Origin of the sequence: Wolbachia endosymbiont (group A) of Limnophora tigrina (genome assembly GCF_964263225.1) — a bacterium.
Taxonomy (GTDB): Bacteria; Pseudomonadota; Alphaproteobacteria; order Rickettsiales; family Anaplasmataceae; genus Wolbachia.
Genome location: NZ_OZ181654.1, coordinates 426,220 through 447,348, shown reverse-complemented (window position 1 = coordinate 447,348; position 21,129 = coordinate 426,220). Strand labels below are relative to the sequence as shown.

Genomic DNA, 21,129 nt, shown 5'->3' with positions numbered 1-21,129 from the left:
TTATTCTCCTTGTAAACTGTGTATAAGTGCATCACACTCTTCTGCTGTATCATGATCAATGTTGCAGACTCGTAGTGCTCGATAATGTGGTTCGGTCATTTCTCTGGCATTTTCTATATAGCGAGAGACGAATTCACGTCTGGCTAAAGCTTTTAGGTAGATATCTTTAGCCTCCTGCTCTGTGATCACGTCTTTTACCTTTTCGATAAAAACATCCTCACATAAATCTGTAATTTTAAATGCTGAGTCATATATTGGCTCATCATCCTCATTTGTAAAGCTGAGTAATTTCTCAGCTATTTCGCTGCTTTCTATTCCCATCTTCTCTAAGCGAAGTTGAGAATCATTTGTTGTGTTTTGGGTGGTCATGGTTTTTTCTCCATAATTGTTTGAGTTTTCAAATTAAGTGTTTATTGCTTAACTCAGAAAGAAATGAATTCCCTTCCTGCAAGAGCCTTTTAATAAACATCTTTAGCTTCTTGCTCTGTGATTACGTTTTTTACGCTTTCAATAAAGACATCCTCACATAATTTTAAATGCTGAGTCATAATTGGCTCATCACTTTCATTTTTAAAACCTGGGCAATTTCTCAGTTATTTCGCCTCTTTCTATTCCCATCTTTGCTAAGCGAAGTTGGGAATCGTTTACTGTATTTTCATTAGTCATAATTTTCTCCGTATAGTTGTTATTGTAGGTTTTTAAGTAGATCTACTTTTGTTATTCAGTATAGAGAGACGAATTCACGTCTAACTAAAGCTTTTTGGTAGATATCTTTAGCTTCTTGTTCTGTGATTGTGTCCTTTACCTTTTCAATAAAGATATCCTCACATAATTTTAAATGCTGAATCATATAAATGCTCGTCATTTTCATTTTTAAAGCTGAGTAATTTCTCAGCTAGTTATTGTTCAATTCCCATTTTCTCTAGGCGAAGCTGGAAGTCGTTAATTGTGTTGGTCATAATTTTCTCCTATAAATTGTTTCATTTATACTAATACTCTAAACACTAGTTAAACTCGTCCTCAAAAGTCAAAATCCTGTTCTTGCTAGCTTTCTCTTGGTTGCTATTTTGGATTTACGCTGCTTTTCTTCTTTATACTTATTCCTGCACTCACTCTTCTCTAAACTCTGGTACGCGTCTTTGGTGCCCTTGTACTATGTTTCCGGTTTCTATTAGTCTAATTGGGTTATTATAGTCTTGTACTCCTCTCTCAAGTGCTCGTTCTAAGAGGTTATGTGAGGTATCCAAGTCATCAATCAAAGTATTAAGATGTTCTATTTGTATATCAAAGCCGTTAAGTTCTCCCGCATTCCGCAAATTATTTATGGTACTATGAAGCCTAGTGTGCAGAAAATCGACAAACACAGTTCGTATTTCTCTAACAGCTTGCATATTCTCTAAAGTTACACCTGCGGTAAAATCTATATTTGTAAGAAGACCGTGATCTAGCACATCTGATTGAGCTTCATCTACAGCTCTTCCTATGAACCAATTAACTTCTATGGGTTGATTTTCAGTATGTCCCAACCTAGCAGCTAACTCTGCACGCTGAACGTCACCTAAAGGTATTCTTGGATTAATTCTCCCCGGAGTTAAATGAGCTGCATGATGATCTTCCAAATCTGTTGCATTGCGATCTTGGAATTCAGCACCACCCCTTGCTGGTCTTTCTCCTGGAAGAGTTTCTGCTCCGGTAACCAAGTTATTTCTAGGATTTCCTGGCAAACCTTCTGCAATTCTTTGTATAGTACCACCAAGACCAATGAAGCCTACAAAGCGAGCGTTTAAATGTTCTACTGGGTCATTATCTCTAGGAAAGTCTCTATCAATATAAACTATAGATTGAGTGCGAAAACCGGAAGTATCAACACTATTTACCGGATTTCCCTTCACAAACTGAAACAAATTCAACCCATCCAAAGCGCCAGCAGGATCAGGATTAATCCACCTTAAGAGCCAGGTAGCATAGTAGCGTGCCCCATAGTAATAAAGACCAGTGCTATCATCTCGTTCTTTTCCTGAGTATCTATATTCTTTTTCAGTTACCCCGCGAGCAGTTTTTCCAGCAATCAGCGCTGTTCCACCAAATGGCAGATATTCCTCATATGTAATGATTTCAGCATTATCATTTAATTCTAGGGCAACTGAGTCTAAATGATTACTGAGCTGATAACGATTCTGACTTTCTTTAGTTTCATCATGTGTTCCTTCAGTCCAATAATGATGAAGAGCTACTCTACTTTCATCGTCCATCACATGGACAGTATACTTCTCTTTACTTAAACTATTATTTTGGTAAGTTCTTGTAACCTCAAGATCACCAAAGTAAATTTTTTCTACTCGAGTGGAATTCTTTTCATTATTCTGATAAGTCTCAGTAACCTTTCTGACTCTTTGTCCACCACTATCATAAACATAATATTCACTATCATTTTTCCCGCTAGGCCTAGTTATAATATCAACATAGGCGATGTTATCGCGGTAATTCCAGTGCAAGTTCTGTGTACCACTCAGTTTAAGCAAATTACCTCTTTCATCATAACTTTCATTTATGTTATTCTCATTGACAGGCCTTTCATCTACTACCTGTAAACTCCGATTTGACTTACTTGATATGTAAAATTCTTTAGTAGAACTATTTTTTCCGTTATGCCTAATTCTTGTAATGTTACTGCCATAATCAAAATCATAATATTCAGTATAATTACTAATCGCATTTTGATTGTTTAAATGAGGAATCGGCGTAATGTAATCATCTTTCTCTCTATTTCCACTTACTGCTGGATGCTCTTTTCCTGTTGCTTGAATCAGCCGATAAAGCGAATCGTAATGATAATCGGACTTAGTATCTATAGTTTTGTTATTTGGAAAGATGGTCTTATAAGACTCATCATTCATGCAAGTAATGTTACCTACAGGGTCATAGGTATAATTAATACTTTGTAATTTTTTTTGTCCCTTTTTACTTTCTAGTTTAGTGAGCCGAAAAGTTTTAGAGTCATAACTGTAACTGGTAATAACACCATTGCCGTAAGTAATCGATATACGCTGGCCTTTAGGATTGTAGCTAATGTCTGAAACATAGGTTTTAATTGTTTCCCCTGTTTTTTTAAGCTTAATTTGCCTTACTCTCCCTGCTATATCATAAACTGGAGTATGGGCATTATTTTGTGGATCAATCTTTTCAATTATTTCACCGATTGCATTATATTTTACGCTTGAATAAAATACTTCTCGTTCAAGATCTGTATGTGTTGCAACACTATCTTCCCAGTTTGCTTCTTGCTTATAATTCTTTCTTAAAGTGTAACTACTCTTTAATGTCTGACCTTTAAAATCATTTTCTTTAACTTCAGTTAGCCCTGCTTGATCATAATGAGCAATCAGCGTTCCATAGCGATTGGTCGCTTTATCCTGAATATCTTCAGAGTAAAAGAATCTTTCGACGATATTGTCTAGTTTTTGATTGGTAACTTTTACTTTGATTGGCCGTTGTAACCTGTCGTATTCTGTATAAGTATATACTCCTCTGCTATTCCAACTATATACAGAACTTCCAGCAACATTTGCTAAACTCCAGGTTTCTCCAGCATCAACACTAATGCTTTTAAGTAGCCCTGCCATTGAATACACATGGCGAAAGTTTTTTATTTTTTCAGCTTCTAATTTACCTTTGTTTTGCTCATAAAACCTTGGATCTACACTTTCCAGTTCATTTCCTTGAATGTCGAGTTTCACATGAGATTTTAATTCTACGTTATTTTGTCCATCCTTGCTTAAAATTTCTATCTGCAGGAACTTTCTTCCTAAACTATCCAAATGCTCTATTGTTGGCGTATTATAATGTTTTTCTGACTTTTCCAGCGCATCTTTTTCATTTTTCAACGTTTCTTTTTCTGCATCATTTGCGTTGCTCCATTTAGCAAAAAATTCTTTATAATATGCTGAATCTTTGACTGTATCGTTAAGATCAAAATTTCGAGTAGTCCATGGATTAAACTCTATTTTACTAAAAAAGCCTTTTGGAGTATCAATGCGAATATTTCTCAGCAGAGGATCATAATAAAGAGTTTCAGACACTCCTTGATTACGTATAGCGTCCTCTGGTCGATAGTACGGTGTATTGCTATAAAAAGGTTCATACTTTTTCACCTCCGTGCCTTTATTGTTATAAACAACTCTGCCTGATGCTAGCCATTTTTCACGCTCAGAGTCGGGATCAACAAGCATTTTAGTCTCAAGATTTCTGCCAAACCCATCTATGTGAGTTACCACTCTTCTTATTCTTTTGGATGTACTTTCCGAAACATGGGTTTCTCTCTGCAAATTAATAACGTGAACAGGTTGGCCATTTTTTCTCCAAGCATCCAAATCATAGTAAAAGAAACTGGTAGCATTCTGTAAGTAATGCTCTGGACCATTTGCTCTATCTACTACACCTAAAATATCATCAAAGCTTGGATCTTTTCTTACTTGATATTCGGGTAGTGGTTTATCACCTTTTTCTTGGCCCTTTTCACTGCCATAAACTGAAGTGGCAATCACCACTCCAAGTGGATTTAATATAACTTCTGATACACTATCATTATGATCAATTAATTTTACTGGCGTTAAACGTTGATAATCATATTCTGCTGTTGCTTCATAATGTGAGTTTGCTGTTGCTTTAACTATTGTTTTGATTGGCAGTAAATTATATTTATCGTAAACCACTGCAGTTTCGCTACCAAAAACATCAATTACTTTTTCAGGTAAATAGTACTTACTATCGCCATAATAATACTGAGTTGGGCTTGGTACCAACCAAAAATCATTCGACGTTTTTTTATAGCCAAGGTCTTTCAGCATTTGATCAGACGTGATTTTTCCGGCAAATACTTCTTTGATTTGGCTACCGGAAAATGCCATAGCTTCTGTATGATGAAGCAGTGCTTGCTGAGTTACTGAGCCAAGCGGCAAAGCTGCATTTTGTACTTCATTCCAGTAATAATTATGATTTTCACTTAAGAGTCTTGCTTGTGCTCTTGTATGACTTAGATTTTCTTCAAATTTTATCGTATTTTGTAGAGATCTCTCTACGTGTGTCTTTAAGTCACTAATGTTAACATAGCTATCTGTTGCAACTCTTAAGCCCCCAATCTCAAAAGCTTGTGATTTATAGAGAGCTCCAAGCAAGTAAAATTCTTTAGTATTATTAACGTAAAAATTATACTCTAAAGTAGCATGTAGTTTTTGCTGTTCTGAATAGTTACCAGATTGATTTCGACGAGGGTAAGTAATACTTGCTGATTTAATGATGTTGCCATATTTATCAATCTCTAAAACAAAATTGTGCTCAATACGTGGATCACAGCAATTCCTTTCATAGTGATAACTGATAGTTTCCTGTAAGTTAACAAAGAATGTTCCGTATTTAAATATCTTATTGGCACTACTGCTACTTGACCTTAATAGCTTTACTGCAGCACTAGACTCAGTTACCGAGTATGGATGCAGGTAAAGGTTGGGATTTTCATCCTTATCCAAACCATAGACTTCTTGTCTTAGCATTTGCCCTTGAATAGCACGGTATGCTTGTCTTTTATTCTCTATAGTAATTATACTTTTATCAAATACCTGAGGAGTTATTTTTAACGCTTCTCTATCTCCCTGGTAAAATTCTTTTCTATAGCTCTCAACTAAATCTCCTGCTTTTTTATAAGCCCCAGTGTGGTACCAAGTCTTGGTATAAATAGGAGCAACATAATCTTCTTTTTCAGTCTGATCAGTTGTAGCAAAATCTTCAGTATCCCAAGTTTCTACAAAACCAAATCCGCGAAATTCTTTTTCAGTGTAATCATAAAAACCATGATGATAACGATACTTATTGGTAAGTTTACTTCCTACTATATTGTCTATCGTTTCTATTTTTTCAATTACTTGTACTGGAAACGGCAGACTTGTAACCCAAGGACGATTTTCCTTTCTATCCTCCAAGTAAAACTTAGTAGAAGCTGCATAATGAAGACGGGTAAGGTTGCCCATGTTATTATCTATTTGCTTCAGTAAATGTGGTTTTACTCCATTGTAAAAATCATAATACAGATGTTGTAATTTTAAATTTTGATCCAGATAGCTAATAAGCAAACAGTTAGTGCCATTACCAAGGATGTCAGCAAACTCAATACGACCAATATGATTGTAATCTACCGGTAATTTCAAAGTTACTGGTTTACTGAAAGAGTTGCCACTATTGTTATAGTAGATATCTAAACTATTGTGGTTAGCGTAAACTAAATCAGTAGTACCAGAACCATCGATATCAGCAAAGTAAAGTCTTTTTGCATTTAATCCATTCCTAAAATATGGAGCGTTTTTAAATACAACTTTTTCACCAAATTTACCATAGCCAAGATTTGGCCAACATTCTACTTTGCCATTTTCTATTTTAACTAAATGGCTCTTGCCATCACCAAACATATCAGCAAAGCGTACTAAAGTACTCCCTGAATTAAAACGCTGATTTGGTAGATCTTTTGGTGCTGCGCTATAAATAGCTTTTTTGTAACCTTTTTTTCCTTGCGATGGATATACTCTGACGCTTTCTCCTTCAAATACTACGATATCAGTTCTTCCATCCCCAGTTACATCAATCATTTCTTGAATTTCACTACTGATGTTTATTACTTGCGACTCAAGGGGCTTAAATTCACTCCATTTACCATCAAAATCATGATAACCTTGAAAGCTACCTTCATTCACATAAAGTTGTAGCTCACCGTTACCTTCTAGGCTCATTAGTGAATAAGTAGTTTTTCGGAGTAATGATGGAAAACGCTCGAGTAGTTTAGCTTGAGCAAACTCTCCATTCCCATTTGGCCTAAAATAAAGGATTGTGTTTCCGTCGTTATATAATATCCCTTCAATACCTTCTTGATATAAATCAACCGATTGAAATCTTTGATCATTTAAATAACCAGGAAAGTTTTTGTTTATTCCTTCTATTTTTACCGGTTTAAAAGAGTTTTTATTATTTGTATTGTGAAGGTCCAAAAAATTTCCTTTTTCTTTGATTAGAAGATTCTTTTCACTATCTTTTATTCTCCAAGCTGAATTTTCTTCTACAATCTCTGCACTATCTCTTTTAAATATATAGTCTTGTTCTTTTAGAATCTGTAGAAGCTCTTTAGATGGTTTACCGCCATCGCTCAGTATTACCGATGAAATTGTTGAAACGTAGGTAGAATCATCGCTGGTATGAGAAAAAACTAAAGTTGGTGTACTCTTAGTAAATCTTTTTTCTCCTCTCTCATAATAGCCAACCTGCTTTACCGCTCTTAAATACGTAATTGTTGGTTTTTCGTCGTAATCAAAGTACGTTCCATTTACTAACGTTGGCTCTCTACCCAGCTCATCAAATCGATGATAAATCCTTATAGCTCGACAGAGTAGCTCAGTCCTTATTGCAAATCCTGTTATATGTGAAGTAAATGGATCTGGGCGGAGAATGGCTTTTCTCTCTTCGTTGTACTTTTTATCTATCGGGCTTGCAAAATCGTTTTCGCCATGATCAAATAGAACTTCAAAATGGTTGTAATTTAACCCCTCATTATTGCCATAAGTAATCCGATCAATTACTCTGCCACCACCTTGTCTTTCTAAGTTCGCTGTACTTGAGCGATAATAATAAAATATTTTATTTCCATATACATCTCTTGATTCCTCAAGTAACCATTCTACTATGCGGCTATTACTCTTTGGATCATAGATTTGTGCTTGTTTATTTTTACCATAAACGGAAATACTGCCATCTTTACTAGTAACTTGCCAATGAATAGTGTTATCGCTTTTACTTATCAAACGCTCTATTTTAGCAAATAATCCTTCAACACGTGGCTGATAACAAGTAATATCATATTCGCTATTACTTGTTTGATTAATCGCAACCAAGTCATCTGCACCACTGAGGACAAAGACATCTTCGTCATCATAAGTTGGAACTTTCTTGGATGTTTTTCTGATAATACTTGCTATTGAAACATTAAACCCTATACCAAATACTCCGTTACCACTTCCAGAATTGTAATTAACACTTAAAGAAGGCGAAAAATTACGGCACGTTGGAAGTGGAACTGGTACTGAAAAGGACCCAGTACCAGTGAATGAATTAGCCTCAAAAGCTTCGCTTATTCCTTTTATCGCTCCACCACCTTTTGGTAGCTCAAGCTTTTTGGCCTCAATAGTGGAAGTATCTTTGTTAGATTCCATTGGTTGCATGAAAATGCGTTTGTATGTTTATATATACAAGATTCGTAAAAAAAACGTCCAAAAAATCTTTGCTGCAAAGGATTTAATCTATAGATTTTTGTTTAAGTTTTTCTTTTTGCACTGACACAGCTTCTAGCTTTTTTGGAACTTCCGCTGCCAATTTGCGCTGTTTAACAAACTTTTTTAATGTTTTTACTGCAATTAAGTTTATACTGAAAATGCAAGCGGAGGCTACAGCTAACGCTGGAAAAGCACCTAAGTTGAATGTTGGCAAAATTGCTACAATCGTGCCAGCTGTCAGTAAAAATGCTAACCTTTTGCTGTCTATTGTCTTATTTTTCTTAACCTTTGGGAAGTTTAATTTTCTTTCCAATAACTTTTTAAATCCACTTTTCAAGTCTGTTACTTTCTTTGCCTTAAAGTTTCTTATTTTTTCTTTTATCTTTTTAAATCTTTCTTTTTTAATTTTACCATCTGGAATAAAGCTTTTTTCCTGTTTCAGAAACTGCTCCATGGATTGTGGTTTATCGCCAGCTTTATGTTTTCTAAAAAAAACTTTCGCTATGGATTTTGCTATTCTCAATCTTTTTATTTTAAGGCCTTTTGTCTTTTCTTTAAATTTCTCCTCTGCGCCTTTATCTGGGCTCTTTTGTAGGAGGGGCTGCTCTATGGAATGTAGCAGTTGTGGTTTAACTTGTGGCTGACCATTAGCTTTATGCTTTTTTGGTGAGACCATACTCTTTAAGCGGTCTTTAGCCTTTTTACATAGCTTTTTTATTTTGCTTGGCATTTCAAAAATTTATCTATTAATTCTTGGTTTTCCCCTATCATTTCACTTGCTTCTTGCTGTAGACATTTAATATTTTTAGATGTTATATTATCCATCTCAAATGACGCTACTTTCAATTGTGATTGTATTCGTATATATTTATCACCTATTACTTGATCAAGCTGGTAGTTTACTGCATCCAAACTTGAAGCAAACATCACATTCAGTAGTGGTTTTATCCATCCTATCTTGCCAAATCTTCTTGAATTAGCGTACTTTATACTTTTGTTTGTTCTACCAGTGCCTATCGATAACAACACAACATCATCATTTGGAAATAACCTCTTACCACTTGCATATGCACATGCTGCAGGATTATTGGCAAATACTCCTCCATCGACTAATACCATTTCCTTTTCGTTGACCTTAAGATATTTAGGTGCAAAGTAAGTAGGTGCTGCAGTTGTTCCTCTGAGCGCATCTTTTAATTTAACAAAATTTCTATCTTCTCTCCAGCTCTTAAAAAAGAAAGGATAGTTATTATGAACATCGTAACTTGTGATCAGCAAATTACTTAAAGTGTTTTGTAGAGTATCTTCACCAAAATATTTATCCAGTACAAATTCGATGTTCTTGCATGAGTATTGCGCGCAATTAAGCCAAGAGAATATAGATCTTCTCCAAAATGAAGATTTAAAAATATATGATCCGTATTCCTGGTAAAGTTCGACCAAATCATTGGCAGAGTATTGGGGTTTCCTCTGATTATCACTTTTGCAAAGTCCAGCAACAACAATTCCACCAGTTGAAGTTCCTGCCATTAAATCAAAAATTTGAGAAATTGGCTTTTTTGTTCTAGATTCAATCTCTGCTAGAATAATGGCAGGAATTATTCCTCTAATTCCTCCTCCATCAACCGATAAAATATACTTTGTCATTTTTATTTTTGTCTCTGCTCAAGCTCGTTAACTTCTTCAGCAAGGTTTTTGACCCTTTCTTCAAGACGATAGATGATTTCTGTAGTCCTTTGATTTTGCTCTATAAACCTGTCATGCATATGCACTCTTAAGTCGAGCTTAGCTAGCCACCAGATCAATCCTATTATTTGTATCACCATAGTAGCAATTACTGCCATAGGAATCTTTCCTGTACTTTGGTTTTTCATCTTAAAGTTTCCTTGCATAAAGAGCTGCGTATTGATATATACAAGATTCATCAAAATTACGTCCAAAAAATCTTTTCTAAATAAAGTTAATTGGTTGCACTAAACAAGCGATGTAAATAATATAATGAACATGAAATTCAGCCTTTTTCGGAAGTTACTAATAAATTCAATAATACCAATAATATGTGCTATCTTTTTACTTCAGCACTGTAAACCATCAAAAAACATACCAATAAAAAGTAAGGCAAGTGGCAATGATCTGGAAACATTGTCTACTGCAGCTGAAAAATGTAACTTAGATGCTGTAAAATCCTTAATAAAAAATGTGATAGATATCAATGCTACTCATCATTTTGGTGCAACATCATTACACTATGCTACAAGCGGAAGCTGTTTAGAAGTTGTAAAATTTCTAATTGAAGAAGGCATTAATGTAAACACTACTGATGCTTTTGGCTGGACAGCTTTGCACTATGCTGCACAGGAAGGACGCTTGGAAATTGCTAAATTTCTACTGGAAAATGGAGCAAATCCTCTTGCTAAAAACAAAGATAAAAAAACTCCTTTAGATCTTGCTGTAGAGGAATTAAACAATAATAAAGAAAAAAAAGATATTTATGAGGAAATTATCAATTTACTGTGTCCGTTCAGCAGAGCGGCAAAATAAGGTAGACAAAGCAAGATAATAAAGATAATCATAGGGTAAATATGAGGTAATATGGTAAACCTTTTAGAACTCTGCAAAAATTTACAGCAAAAAATAGAAAAGTTAGAAGCAAAAATAGAAAGATTGGAAAGAGAGAATGAAAGTTTAAAAGCAGAGCATGAGGCTTTAAAGATAGAGAACGCTGAATTAAAGGAAAGGCTAGGTTTAAATTCAAAAAACTCATCAATTCCCAATTCAAAAGAATTATACAAAATGAAAAAGGAAAAGCCAAAAAGCGAAAGAAAGATTGGTGGTCAAGTTGGGCATAAGGGTAATTATCGTGCTAAAATGGAAGCAGATGAGGTGATAAAGATAGAGTTGTCACCTACTTGCGAATGCGGAGGGAAGATTGCAATATGCGAAAAACCTTATATTCATCAGAAAGTAGATCTTCCGGAGATTAAGGCTTATGTAATGGAATATCAGTTGGAACATGGCCGTTGTCAGAGATGCGGAAAAAGAAGAAGTAGCAAGTTACCAGAGGGTGTTACGCCAGATACATTTGGCCCAAGGGTTAAGTCAGTAGTTGCAGCACTCAGTGGGTTTTATAAAAATTCAAAGCGCGAAGTAGCTAGCATCATAAATGATATCTTCAATTTGAACATAAGCGTCGGTAGCATATCAAATAGTGAACATAGAGTTGCTTCAAAATGCAAAAAAATGTATGAGCAGATCGAACAAGAGATAAGTAGGAGTAAAGTTCTACATATTGATGAAACGAGCCATTATAACAAAGGTAAACTCGCTTGGTGTTGGATGTTTGCAAGCAATACGGCAAGTTTTGTGAAGTTGACAGAGTCAAGGGGAATGAAAGTTTTAAAAAATAGTGTATGCTGCAATCGTAATAGCTTGGTAGTAACCGACAGATATGCAGCATACAACTACTTTGCTGATGAAAGAAGGCAAATCTGTTGGGCACACTTAGCAAGGGATTTTGAAAGATTAGCGCATAGTTGGAAATTTGAAGTTAAAGTTCTGGGCTGTTACTTGAGAAATGTAGCCACTGAGTTATTTGCACTGAAAAAAGCTTTACTAAAAAATGAGATAGATGTTTCAAGATTTATTAGACGTGCCAAGAAATTGCGAAAACGTACAAGGTATTATTTGAAGGAAATATCTCGCTTACCTGAAGCAATTGGAGCGTCTCGAGTTGCAAAGAATATTTTGAAATCTGAAAGAATGATGTGGAAATTTTTAGATGACCCAGAAAATACTCCGCTGACAAATAATCACGCTGAACGGCAAATACGGCATTATGTCGTTTATCGCAAAAATTCATATTTTACACAATCAGAACGAGGAAACTCATTCCTTGAGCAAATAATTTCGTTATACTTAACATGGAAACAGAGGAGGCTAAACCCTTTTCACAATCTTCTATCTATCGTTTCTTAAACCACTCTGCTGAACGGATACCTTTCAGCAATGACAGTTTGTAGGGGTATTCCCACTGCTGTTTCTCTAATCTGGACAACAACACGTTTTTTGCCGTTATTTATAAACCATAAGTCTGTACCTCCTATATGCCTACTTTCATTCAAGGTAAATGTTTGCGCTAAAGGATCAACTCGTCTTGCTGCTATAACTCTTCTTCTTTCTTCTATGGTAATAGTTTTTTTGCCAGTATAAGTTGTTTCTCCATAACTTCCTTTATCCCCATAAAACTGTACTAATTTAGTACCTGCTGGAATATTTGCCGGTACTTTCACTTTTCCCTTTAATTTTCCCTGGTTGTTAGCTGTTAACATCTTTTTTTACGCTGTGGGTTGAATAATTATTCCGTCAAATTTTATCTCTTTAAGCTTCTCATTTGGCTCAAAACCTTCAATCTCAAAATCTTGTACTGCTTCTCTCATAAATTCAGCTTCATATGAATTACTTGACAATAACTCTGTTGTTTCTCTAGTATTAAATTCTCTTGTTACTGGACTTGACCAATTGGTCTTTATTTCGGTCCAGTGATCGGTGTTTTTGTTCATGGTAACTTTTGCCGGTACTGGATCAAATGCCTGATATGGATTGATCTTTACCTCACCAGTCTGTAAAAGCTGCTCCAATACTGGCTCAAGTTCATACGGCAAAAGATATGGTTTTTTCCCCTTTTCAACATCAATAATTTCCACGTTTATCGGTAATATTAGCTCCTTGTTTACTATTGCTGCAAACTGAACAATTCCTTGATCACGCATATCATCATCAAAGAAGGGATCAACAAATACTCCTTTTTTTGTGGTAGGTTCTCTTGAATTTGCATCACTACGTAGACGCTCCTCTGCAACTAGCGCATAAAGATCTCTTATTCCACTCTTCATTGCTTCGAGTTCATTCATCGGTACAGCATGAATAGCATTATTCACTATCTTTATTTTCCCCTCTTCCCCTTCTTTCCACGTTTGGTGAATGTAGCAGAGCAAAAGTTGTCCGCTAGGCGCTTTTGGCATTGATGGTTTCCAAGGATGAGCTATGCCTTTTATTCTTCTTACCACTCCTTTTGCATCTATGGTAATTAAATCAAAGCGTGGCATTTTCCAGGTGTAATCAATCAGAACCAAGCTGTTATCAACTGCTCCCCTTACTTTACATCCTTGTTCATTTATATCTTCAGGGCTCACCTGAGTACGACAGCGATAAGTTATTTGATAACTACTCCCAGGCGCTGGTTCTTTCCCTGCCAATGACCAATCAATGTTTCCTGCGTTTAGTTTATAATCTACACTATTTTCATAAATTACATCACCTTGTTTTATTTGAATAATCTCCAGTACTGCAGAGTCAGGTATAGGATCTACAACTCCAGAGTATGAACCATGCGTCATGGTAATAGTTTTCTGAACAGTTATATCTATCCTTTTTATCTCACTAACCGGAAAATCATTAACTTTAAGCTCCATTACTCCTTGGCTTGGCTGAAAAGTATGGGATTCTGATTCAACTGATTTTATATCTGGATCTTCATCAAAAGAAACACGGATACTGTGAGGAAGTTCAATCTCATAGCCATCAACATGAGCTTTGCCCTCATTAATCACAAATATTTGTGCCCCTTTTTCTTCCCTCTGCAAAAACATTACTTCAAGGCCATTTACGACGTAGGAACCATTTGCCTCCTTGTCATAACGAGCAAGTGCAGTGGTTACTATGTTTGCCTGTGGTGGCGGTGAATACTGAACAAGAACTCCGTTTTCAATGTTATAAATTGGATAAAATTCCCCATTTGCGGAGTTAACAGTAACACTCTCTGCTTGATAACCCCAAATGGTGGAAACTTTAAGCCTTGCAGCTCCAACTTCTTGATAATTACGCGTACCAACTGCAGGATCACGAAGATTTTCGTCCTCAAGCTCTGTAATGGTTGATTCTACATAATAAACACCTATACGCACTGTGGTACTCAGTGGAATAATAAATTCTTCTTTTTCGACTTTTCTAACTGCTCCACGAAGGTAAATTTTTCCAGCTTCAAGTGTAACTTTTTCTCCGTCTATGATACAATTGCTTCCTGTTATAACATCACCATCACGAAATATCGCATCTCCTATGCCTTTAAGCTTAGAAAGAGCATAATCTTGAATCTCATTTAATTCTGCTGACTGCAAACCTCTTCCTGCAAGGAACAAGCTTTTTTCGTATTCTTTGTCAGAGCGATTATAATAGTTATTCAAGGTCATCTTTTTTCCCTTTTGCTAAAATGTAACGACAAATGAAAAAGTTTCGCGGGTTGCTGCGGTTCTGATAAGTGGTACCGTGTGTTCTAAAACTAACAAAATTCCCGGGTCTTCTATATCTTTTGGTTCAAAATACTTCTGTCCAGGCGGTACTTTCTCTTTTACCTTAGTACCAACCATAACCCCAAGCTCTCTGATTACTTGATTTGCTGCGTCCGTGAAATCGAAAGTAAATTTAAGGTACAAGTTATTGGTTGGTACATTTGAGGGCCTAAACCTTCCAGAAGGAGTTACAAGTTCGCCGTTTTCATCACCTGTGCAGAAGAGTATCTCATCAACAACACGACGTCCAACTTCCTTAATTAATGTTGCAGAAGTAATGAGTTCCTGTGGTGTATCTTGAGTATACTCTATGGTCACCTCTGCAATGGAGCTGTTTTCTGTGCGCTTAATAACACCAGTGCTGCTATCAACTGTATAATCAATACTTGGCTGATAAATTATCTGTCCTGTAGTAACCTTCACATCTTTGACGGGGTGGTGATCTAGGGCTATTTTGCCGCCTGCTGCAAAAGTTTTTTCAACTTTGTAGCTGCTTTCCCAGGTAGAATCTCCAGATCCCCAAGCAAGATGTATTGGTTGCTCTTTTATGCTCGCAGCAATAGCTGCTCTGCCTGATTGTGTGAGTACTGACATAGTTGATTGTGCAGTTGATATTATGTATATACAAGATCCGTAGAAAAAACGTCCAATTTTTTTGCAATAATAGGATCAAAATCTTTCCAAGGGCGATTTAAGTGGCGATTTTCATGCCAAGTAACCATACCTAGATAGAATGCTGCTACGTAATTTTCTAGCTCATGAATGGGATCTTTCTGTTTTGAATCTGAATCATTTTGACAATCAACATGATATTCCATTAAATTAGACTCTATTATTCTTTGATCAGTAAAACTCTTTGCTTCGTAGTAATAAGTTATACTAAACCGCTCTAAAATTGGTGTGCATCGAAAGTTCCAAATTTGCTCAGAAAGTTTATCTTCACTTAAGTGAAATGTATGCTCTATTTCTTCATAAGTAGTTGATGCAAAACAAGCATTTATACCCCCTAAATTCCAACTATCTGACAATACTACCAATGCTTTAGCAAACTTAATTTCTGGCAATAAACTCTGTGGTAGAGGGTATAGTGCTTTTAAGTTGTACCACTGATGACTTCTTTTATATATACCGTTGTAATTCTTCGTGTGAGGCTCTGTCTCTCCTAATATTGCAACATCTAACCTATATAAATCATTACTGTAACTTCTATCATAATGTGATCTAAAAGTGCCAAATTTAAATCTTGGATTTCCTATTTTTAGCTCAAATGAGTTTTTTCTTCCAAACGATAACACTGGTCCTTCTTTTGCTATTTTTACACCCGAGTAGTCTGAAAGAAAATCTCCAAAAATACTTTCATCTAACATAAACCGCTGAGCATTGTAACAGTTATTGAATATTCGCATTAATCGAGATCTTGCAGGTGCAGAAAGTTTTGCCAGAGCAACTACACTATCTACAAAAAAATCATTAGGAACATCAGAAATACCAATTTGGAATTCAGCAAAATGCTCTCCTGGTGGTTCTTCTTGAATGGTAATATTATCAATGTTTGCCCACCTAAGCGCCATCTTCAGTGACTGTGGTGTACCGCGCAAACGTTGAAATCTTATTCCGTTTTGCTTAGCTAAGACCCATTCTTTTAATGCACTCTTAGTAGCTTTCTTACCCCAGGATAAAATTTCCCCCAAGCCGTATTCCGCTACTAGCCACGGCAACATTTCAGTCTGTGGGTTAAATTTAAATCCCCGTAGAGAATTTGCATCAAGAGAATAATTAATTATGTCTGTAAGTATTTGCTCTTGCTTTGAAGCATTTGGAGGAAGTATCACCAATTTTTACCTAACACTTAAATTATTTAAAGTAACGCATTCATTATCTTGCACGACGATGTCTTCTATCGGCTCTGTAAGCTCTATATTCTGCATACCTTCTATAAAGAGGTGGGCAATAATCCATGATCTGGTAACATTCCACCCTAAACCTTTAGCAGATTCAAGATCTTTGATAAATTGTTCCTTTGCAGCTTCGATAACATCTTTTGATGCAGTAGGGTAAATATGCACTTTAGCATGAATAGTAATGGGAATAATACCACAGCCAATAACTGTAAGCGTATCTGTTAATACACGAATATCATCGCGAATAACGTGATTTCTGACGATCTCTAGCAATTCTTCTGAAGGTACTCCATAATTTTCTGTGGAAAGTATTGAAATCTGTACACTTCCTGGTATAGGTGATACCACTTGCGCATCTTTTACTCTTGTGTCAGCAGACAACGCATGATAACGATAATGCTCTTTACTTCCTGCTGTTGACCAACCAACAATTTTGGCTTTTATACGCTTTCTTAAGAATTCATCATTCTCTGACTCCTTTCTCAGCACACCATAAAATTCAGCTAAGTGATCAAGGTCATTATCTCTTGCAAAAGCAAGTAAATTTGCCTGTGCTGCATCATTAATCCTTTGTCTCAGCAGTAGTTCACGCCAGGCTGCCACTTCCAGGATTTTTATTGCTGGATCACTCTCAGTTAGCGCAGAAAAATTTTTATCTCTATGAACTAACTCTTCTTTCATGCGAGAAAAGATTTCCTCAAATTTTAATGTTTCAACAACATTTGGTGTTTTCATTCTACTACAATACCATCAAGGCGAATTGGCTCTCCATTTGGCAGATATATTCCTTCTAAAATAAGAGTTACCTTGCCTTCTTTAATTTCTGTTACTTGTACACGTTTAAGCTTAAATCGACGCTCCCACTTTTCCAGTGCTTCTGCAACTGCTGCATAAACCTCTTGTGCAAAACCTGGTGCAATTGGGTGATCAACCAGTTCAAACAATCTTGATCCATAATCTCGACGCATAACACGACTACCAATTGGTGTAGTTAAAATATCAACTATTGATTGTTTTAAATGCTCTATACCACTGATTCTTTTGCCAGTTTCAGAACTCATACCACGCATATTATTTACCCTGCAAAAACGTTATCACTCCCTTCTTCTGCTATTGCTCCACAGGAAATTAGGTCACCAGTACGAGCAACAGCTTTGCCATTTGCAAACACTGCTTTCGACCCTTGTGTCATTACTTTTCCTTCACTAAAATTATCTCCTTGCCTACAGAAAGGTCTTCCGTTTATAAATACATCTCTGCTTCCACTTATACAAAAATGCGGCAACGTCTCTTCACAGTGATCTCCTAGGCGTATAACTGATTTATTCATTCCTTTCCCTAATTTAGATTTATTCTTTTTGCTTTTAGTTTTATTTCGCTCTTTGTCATCTCTACGCTTGATTCCCCAACCTTCAGTGTTATCTTGTCTACTACTTCAATCTCTAAATGATGCTTCCCTTTATCATATGTAAACCTTGTCCCATCTTGAAATTTTACACTATTTACTTCCTTTTTATTCTCTGGAGGAGGGCATTTTTCCTGATATATTGCCGGTAACACCACCCCCAAAGACAATTCTCCCAATGGTGATAATACTATTACCTGTTCATCAATATTTGGTGGTGACCAACTTTCAGCTCTATTTGTTATCCATGGAAGAAAATCTGTTAAAAATTCTCCTATTTTAACTTTTACTTTAGCTTTTTCATAATCTATTTTTTTGACAATGCCTATACGGACAATGTTGGCCAATTTCCTCCGCAATTCTGAAATTGCAAAATTACTTTCCAACATTCACATCGATTAAATGAGGTTTTATTTTACTCACTTCCCAAATTGATTGCCCTACATGCAATTCGTGCACCCAGTCTACCATCCACACTAAATATGCATCGAGCTCTGGCCTAAAATCATCTCCTCCTCCTGATATAAATTCTCCTGGTGAAACATTTTTCACGTTCCAAGTATTTTTATTTACTACTCTTGCAACCTCAGCAGCTAATGTTCTGACAATAATAGCTGCATTTTCTATTGTACTATCAATCACAATTCGTGCCTCAAACCTTGCCCTCAGCGCTAATTCTTCTGTTCCTGGATCATGTCCTTTTTCAAATCCGCTAAGTTCCACAAATACCGCCGGTGCTACTAATTCTTTCCTTATTGCTGGATAAATCTCACATATTTGTATCAGTGGTATTTCTTCCTTTAACTTAGTGCAAATTTTGTCATGCAAATCCTTCCAATTCATACTCTGTAGCTCAATTCACATTCAAAAAACTTTGCAAAGACTTTCTCAACTTCATAATTAACAAGATTCTCTATTATCCTTGAAGCCTCAGGTTCAAGTGGTAGTTTAACTTCCTGTATTGGCAGTGCTGTTCTTCCTATACGTTTAAAAATACCACGATAGCCTCTTGGCATCGTTGCCATAAATGTACCATCAATTGCTGCTCTTATTTTCGTTTGTTTTATATTAACATCATACAGATATGCTCTAATTAAAACTTTCAAGGCGCTTTTCCTTGCCTTGATAATTCTTAATCTCTTTCTAATTATTTTTAGGCTAATTTGCTTTTCTTGACTAATTTCTCGGACAGCATGAGATTTTAACCATAATGCCGTTTTGTTCAGCGCTCTTACTGCTGCCAGTTCTACTTTAGCTTTATTGGTATCAATATTTTGAATAACCTTATCGATATTATCACTAATTTCAATACTAAACATCTTTCTCTCCAAGTACTGTACATTTTATATTCCATACTATTCCTGAATTATCTCGCAGCGGTGGAGAATATACTTTATATTTACGACCATCAATAACAAAAATATCTCCCACCATTGGCCTCAGTACATCAAAAACGCTTACCTCAAGAAAAAGCATCTCCCCCACAAATTGTCCTTCACCAACTTCATAAAGTTTATCTGGCTGTTGCTTTAGTACTTGTACCATGTATGACTTATCCTTTGACTCATATAAAGCTACTTTTCCTAAATGGGCAAAACAATCTTCAAATAATCGCTTAATATTTTCTCGCATTCTTCAAGCTTTCATAAGTATGCTAATAAGGTATATGCTGGTAGAGTCATTCTGTACCTTGTAGTTACTCTACCTATGCTGCAACAACTTTGATTAATGTTCCTGGTCTGTGGCACATTGGCAATGGATTTGACTGCGTATGTAAATCGGTCCCTCTATCAAATCTTCTTGGCTCTTGTTTTGCATATAATGGCTGACCAAGCGTATTCACCGTCTCATTAAAGTCTGCTGGCGCAAAGTAAGTAGTAAATGTGCTTGCTGTACCAAGTGGAAAACAGTGTCCTGTATCTCTTTCTATAAATCTTCTTACGGTTCCTTCAGGGTCGGTTGCTTGTCCTCTATACTCCTCAAACGTTATTCCACAGAATGTAAATCCTGACCTCATATCATTCCGAAGCGCTGCTCCTTCTTGCCATCTTTCATATGCTTCTTTCACTTTACTATGCGAAGTTAATGCATCAAAAAACTCAGGGCTTACCAAGGCATGAATTCCTGTCATATATTCACCACTTAGGTTGTCTTCTATATGCCGCAATACTTCCAGACACTTACGTTTTACATCTGTTGTTGCTGTTCCAAGGGCAAAATTTACTACTTTTGGTATGATTTCAAATTCGTTGTACAGATTTAATAATTCACTGCCATCAGCATCCAAAATTATTCCCTTCAGCGCTCCCATCCGCAAATGTTCTAACGTTATCGCATGTTTGTTTCTCATTAGCTGCAAATGATCAGTTATTACATCTGCTAGCGCTTTAAGTTCACTCTCTGATCCAAATGCCCTTATTCCTTGTACTTCTTCTGGCAGCACTACATCATCATGCGGAATGTGCGGAATCGTAAATGTTCTTACCTTTCTTTTTCCTCTTTTTCCCACTGTTGCTGGTGCTCCTGGTACTTGTGTTGGCAATAGACTTAAAACTCCGTTGTGTTCTTCTATGGTAATATGTCTAAATCTTACTGACCTACTTGGAAACAAATTTAAATTCTCAACTCGTCCATAATTTATCGGCAATATATTTATCGCATTTGTTAGTGCCGTCATGCTAAATGCTGTATTTGTAAATGGATTTTGCATTTTTTCTCCCTTTTTTCCTATTAATGATGTTTTTAGTAACTCGTTAAACTCCCTTGCGGATGATAATACCTCGTGCTTCAAGTTGCTTTATTGCTGCAGCTTTCTGCTCTTCAGTGATATTTGCTGGCCATATAACTGCATGATCAGCTAACATTGCTATACGTGTAATGATTACTGCTTTGGTGGTTTCCGTTGCATTTACATCACTTGTTATTACACCTATCGCTGTTTGCGTTCCATCCGTAGCTGCTGGATTAAGTACCCTAATAAAACCATCGTCTGTCTTCTTCGCAACTACTGCACCAAGCTTAATATTTTGACCTTTTGCTACTGTTATTTGGTCTCTTGAATATAGACTTGATGCCTCATACTTTAATAAGTCACCTAGATTATTTTGCTCAGTTATACAACTCATAAATTTTTCTCCTTGATTGCTTACCGCCGCTTTTGTTAGTCGGCG

General features: G+C 36.1%; 20 protein-coding genes and 1 pseudogene. 2 read left to right on the top strand and 19 right to left on the bottom strand.

Translation table 11 applies throughout. The annotated features are described in order from the left end of the window. The 6 genes from ACE38P_RS02105 to ACE38P_RS02080 form a co-directional block, all read right to left on the bottom strand. Positions 1 to 369, bottom strand: coding sequence for a hypothetical protein (locus ACE38P_RS02105; RefSeq protein ID WP_374699414.1), 369 nt, complete (start codon positions 367 to 369; stop codon positions 1 to 3). A gap of 352 nt (positions 370 to 721) precedes the next feature. Then, entirely contained in the window at positions 722 to 850 is a 129-nt protein-coding gene (locus ACE38P_RS02100; protein WP_374699413.1) for a hypothetical protein, read from the bottom strand. A gap of 259 nt (positions 851 to 1,109) precedes the next feature. Further along, positions 1,110 to 8,246, bottom strand: a complete 7,137-nt coding sequence (locus tag ACE38P_RS02095) for a SpvB/TcaC N-terminal domain-containing protein (protein ID WP_374699412.1) — start codon at positions 8,244 to 8,246, stop codon at positions 1,110 to 1,112. A gap of 82 nt (positions 8,247 to 8,328) precedes the next feature. Further along, positions 8,329 to 8,829, bottom strand: a complete 501-nt coding sequence (locus ACE38P_RS02090) for a hypothetical protein (protein WP_374699411.1) — start codon at positions 8,827 to 8,829, stop codon at positions 8,329 to 8,331. Between the two features lie 191 nt (positions 8,830 to 9,020). Then, positions 9,021 to 9,953, bottom strand: coding sequence for a patatin-like phospholipase family protein (locus tag ACE38P_RS02085; RefSeq protein WP_374699410.1), 933 nt, complete (start codon positions 9,951 to 9,953; stop codon positions 9,021 to 9,023). Between the two features lie 2 nt (positions 9,954 to 9,955). Next, on the bottom strand, positions 9,956 to 10,180 hold the full coding sequence (locus ACE38P_RS02080) for a hypothetical protein (RefSeq protein ID WP_374699409.1): 225 nt from the start codon (positions 10,178 to 10,180) through the stop codon (positions 9,956 to 9,958). A 130-nt stretch (positions 10,181 to 10,310) separates the two neighbouring features. Between ACE38P_RS02080 and ACE38P_RS02075 the strand changes: the two genes are divergently transcribed. Continuing rightward, positions 10,311 to 10,847 carry an ankyrin repeat domain-containing protein gene (locus ACE38P_RS02075; protein ID WP_374699408.1) on the top strand — a complete coding sequence of 179 codons (537 nt, stop codon included), beginning with the start codon at positions 10,311 to 10,313 and terminating at the stop codon, positions 10,845 to 10,847. Between the two features lie 51 nt (positions 10,848 to 10,898). Beyond that, complete coding sequence (tnpC, locus tag ACE38P_RS02070; protein WP_374699286.1) at positions 10,899 to 12,281, top strand: IS66 family transposase; 1,383 nt, start codon at positions 10,899 to 10,901, stop codon at positions 12,279 to 12,281. A 17-nt stretch (positions 12,282 to 12,298) separates the two neighbouring features. On the opposite strand, the pseudogene ACE38P_RS02065 reads toward tnpC, so the two are convergent. The 13 genes and pseudogenes from ACE38P_RS02065 to ACE38P_RS02005 form a co-directional block, all read right to left on the bottom strand. Next, positions 12,299 to 12,634: pseudogene (locus tag ACE38P_RS02065) on the bottom strand (hypothetical protein); the annotation flags it as partial. 6 nt (positions 12,635 to 12,640) lie between these two features. Beyond that, positions 12,641 to 14,554, bottom strand: coding sequence for a DUF4815 domain-containing protein (locus ACE38P_RS02060; RefSeq protein WP_374699407.1), 1,914 nt, complete (start codon positions 14,552 to 14,554; stop codon positions 12,641 to 12,643). Positions 14,555 to 14,569: 15 nt separating this feature from the next. Further along, positions 14,570 to 15,247: a hypothetical protein gene (locus tag ACE38P_RS02055; RefSeq protein ID WP_262986342.1), complete on the bottom strand. Its 678-nt coding sequence runs from the start codon at positions 15,245 to 15,247 to the stop codon at positions 14,570 to 14,572. A gap of 20 nt (positions 15,248 to 15,267) precedes the next feature. Continuing rightward, on the bottom strand, positions 15,268 to 16,485 hold the full coding sequence (locus tag ACE38P_RS02050) for a phage tail protein (RefSeq protein WP_374699823.1): 1,218 nt from the start codon (positions 16,483 to 16,485) through the stop codon (positions 15,268 to 15,270). A 6-nt stretch (positions 16,486 to 16,491) separates the two neighbouring features. After that, positions 16,492 to 17,289 carry a baseplate J/gp47 family protein gene (locus ACE38P_RS02045; protein WP_374699406.1) on the bottom strand — a complete coding sequence of 266 codons (798 nt, stop codon included), beginning with the start codon at positions 17,287 to 17,289 and terminating at the stop codon, positions 16,492 to 16,494. Beyond that, positions 17,286 to 17,624 carry a GPW/gp25 family protein gene (locus ACE38P_RS02040; protein WP_374699405.1) on the bottom strand — a complete coding sequence of 113 codons (339 nt, stop codon included), beginning with the start codon at positions 17,622 to 17,624 and terminating at the stop codon, positions 17,286 to 17,288. The genes ACE38P_RS02045 and ACE38P_RS02040 overlap by 4 nt, the downstream gene beginning before the upstream one ends. 5 nt (positions 17,625 to 17,629) lie before the next feature. After that, positions 17,630 to 17,884, bottom strand: coding sequence for a PAAR domain-containing protein (locus ACE38P_RS02035; protein ID WP_374699404.1), 255 nt, complete (start codon positions 17,882 to 17,884; stop codon positions 17,630 to 17,632). Positions 17,885 to 17,892: 8 nt separating this feature from the next. Next, positions 17,893 to 18,348 (bottom strand): phage baseplate assembly protein V, encoded by a 456-nt coding sequence (locus tag ACE38P_RS02030; RefSeq protein WP_374699403.1) that lies wholly within the window; start codon positions 18,346 to 18,348, stop codon positions 17,893 to 17,895. Continuing rightward, complete coding sequence (locus tag ACE38P_RS02025) at positions 18,335 to 18,802, bottom strand: hypothetical protein (protein ID WP_374699402.1); 468 nt, start codon at positions 18,800 to 18,802, stop codon at positions 18,335 to 18,337. Before ACE38P_RS02025 ends, ACE38P_RS02030 begins: the two co-directional genes overlap by 14 nt. Beyond that, positions 18,799 to 19,278: a phage tail protein gene (locus ACE38P_RS02020; protein ID WP_374699401.1), complete on the bottom strand. Its 480-nt coding sequence runs from the start codon at positions 19,276 to 19,278 to the stop codon at positions 18,799 to 18,801. The genes ACE38P_RS02025 and ACE38P_RS02020 overlap by 4 nt, the downstream gene beginning before the upstream one ends. Continuing rightward, positions 19,271 to 19,591 (bottom strand): hypothetical protein, encoded by a 321-nt coding sequence (locus ACE38P_RS02015; RefSeq protein ID WP_374699400.1) that lies wholly within the window; start codon positions 19,589 to 19,591, stop codon positions 19,271 to 19,273. Before ACE38P_RS02015 ends, ACE38P_RS02020 begins: the two co-directional genes overlap by 8 nt. 73 nt (positions 19,592 to 19,664) lie before the next feature. Further along, positions 19,665 to 20,669 (bottom strand): major capsid protein, encoded by a 1,005-nt coding sequence (locus ACE38P_RS02010; protein WP_374699399.1) that lies wholly within the window; start codon positions 20,667 to 20,669, stop codon positions 19,665 to 19,667. Between the two features lie 43 nt (positions 20,670 to 20,712). Further along, positions 20,713 to 21,084: a head decoration protein gene (locus ACE38P_RS02005; protein WP_374699398.1), complete on the bottom strand. Its 372-nt coding sequence runs from the start codon at positions 21,082 to 21,084 to the stop codon at positions 20,713 to 20,715. Between the last annotated feature and the right edge of the window lie 45 nt (positions 21,085 to 21,129).

Bases quoted from the DNA above. Each gene is read 5' to 3' on its own strand.
- ACE38P_RS02055 (WP_262986342.1), bottom strand. From the start codon at position 15,247: ATGTCAGTACTCACACAATCAGGCAGAGCAGCTATTGCTGCGAGCATA.
- ACE38P_RS02045 (WP_374699406.1), bottom strand. From the start codon at position 17,289: ATGAAAACACCAAATGTTGTTGAAACATTAAAATTTGAGGAAATCTTT.
- ACE38P_RS02020 (WP_374699401.1), bottom strand. From the start codon at position 19,278: ATGTTTAGTATTGAAATTAGTGATAATATCGATAAGGTTATTCAAAAT.
- ACE38P_RS02015 (WP_374699400.1), bottom strand. From the start codon at position 19,591: ATGCGAGAAAATATTAAGCGATTATTTGAAGATTGTTTTGCCCATTTA.
- ACE38P_RS02040 (WP_374699405.1), bottom strand. From the start codon at position 17,624: ATGCGTGGTATGAGTTCTGAAACTGGCAAAAGAATCAGTGGTATAGAG.
- ACE38P_RS02105 (WP_374699414.1), bottom strand. From the start codon at position 369: ATGACCACCCAAAACACAACAAATGATTCTCAACTTCGCTTAGAGAAG.
- ACE38P_RS02085 (WP_374699410.1), bottom strand. From the start codon at position 9,953: ATGACAAAGTATATTTTATCGGTTGATGGAGGAGGAATTAGAGGAATA.
- ACE38P_RS02095 (WP_374699412.1), bottom strand. From the start codon at position 8,246: ATGGAATCTAACAAAGATACTTCCACTATTGAGGCCAAAAAGCTTGAG.
- ACE38P_RS02025 (WP_374699402.1), bottom strand. From the start codon at position 18,802: ATGAATTGGAAGGATTTGCATGACAAAATTTGCACTAAGTTAAAGGAA.
- ACE38P_RS02080 (WP_374699409.1), bottom strand. From the start codon at position 10,180: ATGAAAAACCAAAGTACAGGAAAGATTCCTATGGCAGTAATTGCTACT.
- ACE38P_RS02010 (WP_374699399.1), bottom strand. From the start codon at position 20,669: ATGCAAAATCCATTTACAAATACAGCATTTAGCATGACGGCACTAACA.
- ACE38P_RS02035 (WP_374699404.1), bottom strand. From the start codon at position 17,884: ATGAATAAATCAGTTATACGCCTAGGAGATCACTGTGAAGAGACGTTG.
- ACE38P_RS02060 (WP_374699407.1), bottom strand. From the start codon at position 14,554: ATGACCTTGAATAACTATTATAATCGCTCTGACAAAGAATACGAAAAA.
- ACE38P_RS02100 (WP_374699413.1), bottom strand. From the start codon at position 850: ATGATTCAGCATTTAAAATTATGTGAGGATATCTTTATTGAAAAGGTA.
- ACE38P_RS02005 (WP_374699398.1), bottom strand. From the start codon at position 21,084: ATGAGTTGTATAACTGAGCAAAATAATCTAGGTGACTTATTAAAGTAT.
- ACE38P_RS02075 (WP_374699408.1), top strand. From the start codon at position 10,311: ATGAAATTCAGCCTTTTTCGGAAGTTACTAATAAATTCAATAATACCA.
- tnpC (WP_374699286.1), top strand. From the start codon at position 10,899: ATGGTAAACCTTTTAGAACTCTGCAAAAATTTACAGCAAAAAATAGAA.
- ACE38P_RS02030 (WP_374699403.1), bottom strand. From the start codon at position 18,348: ATGTTGGAAAGTAATTTTGCAATTTCAGAATTGCGGAGGAAATTGGCC.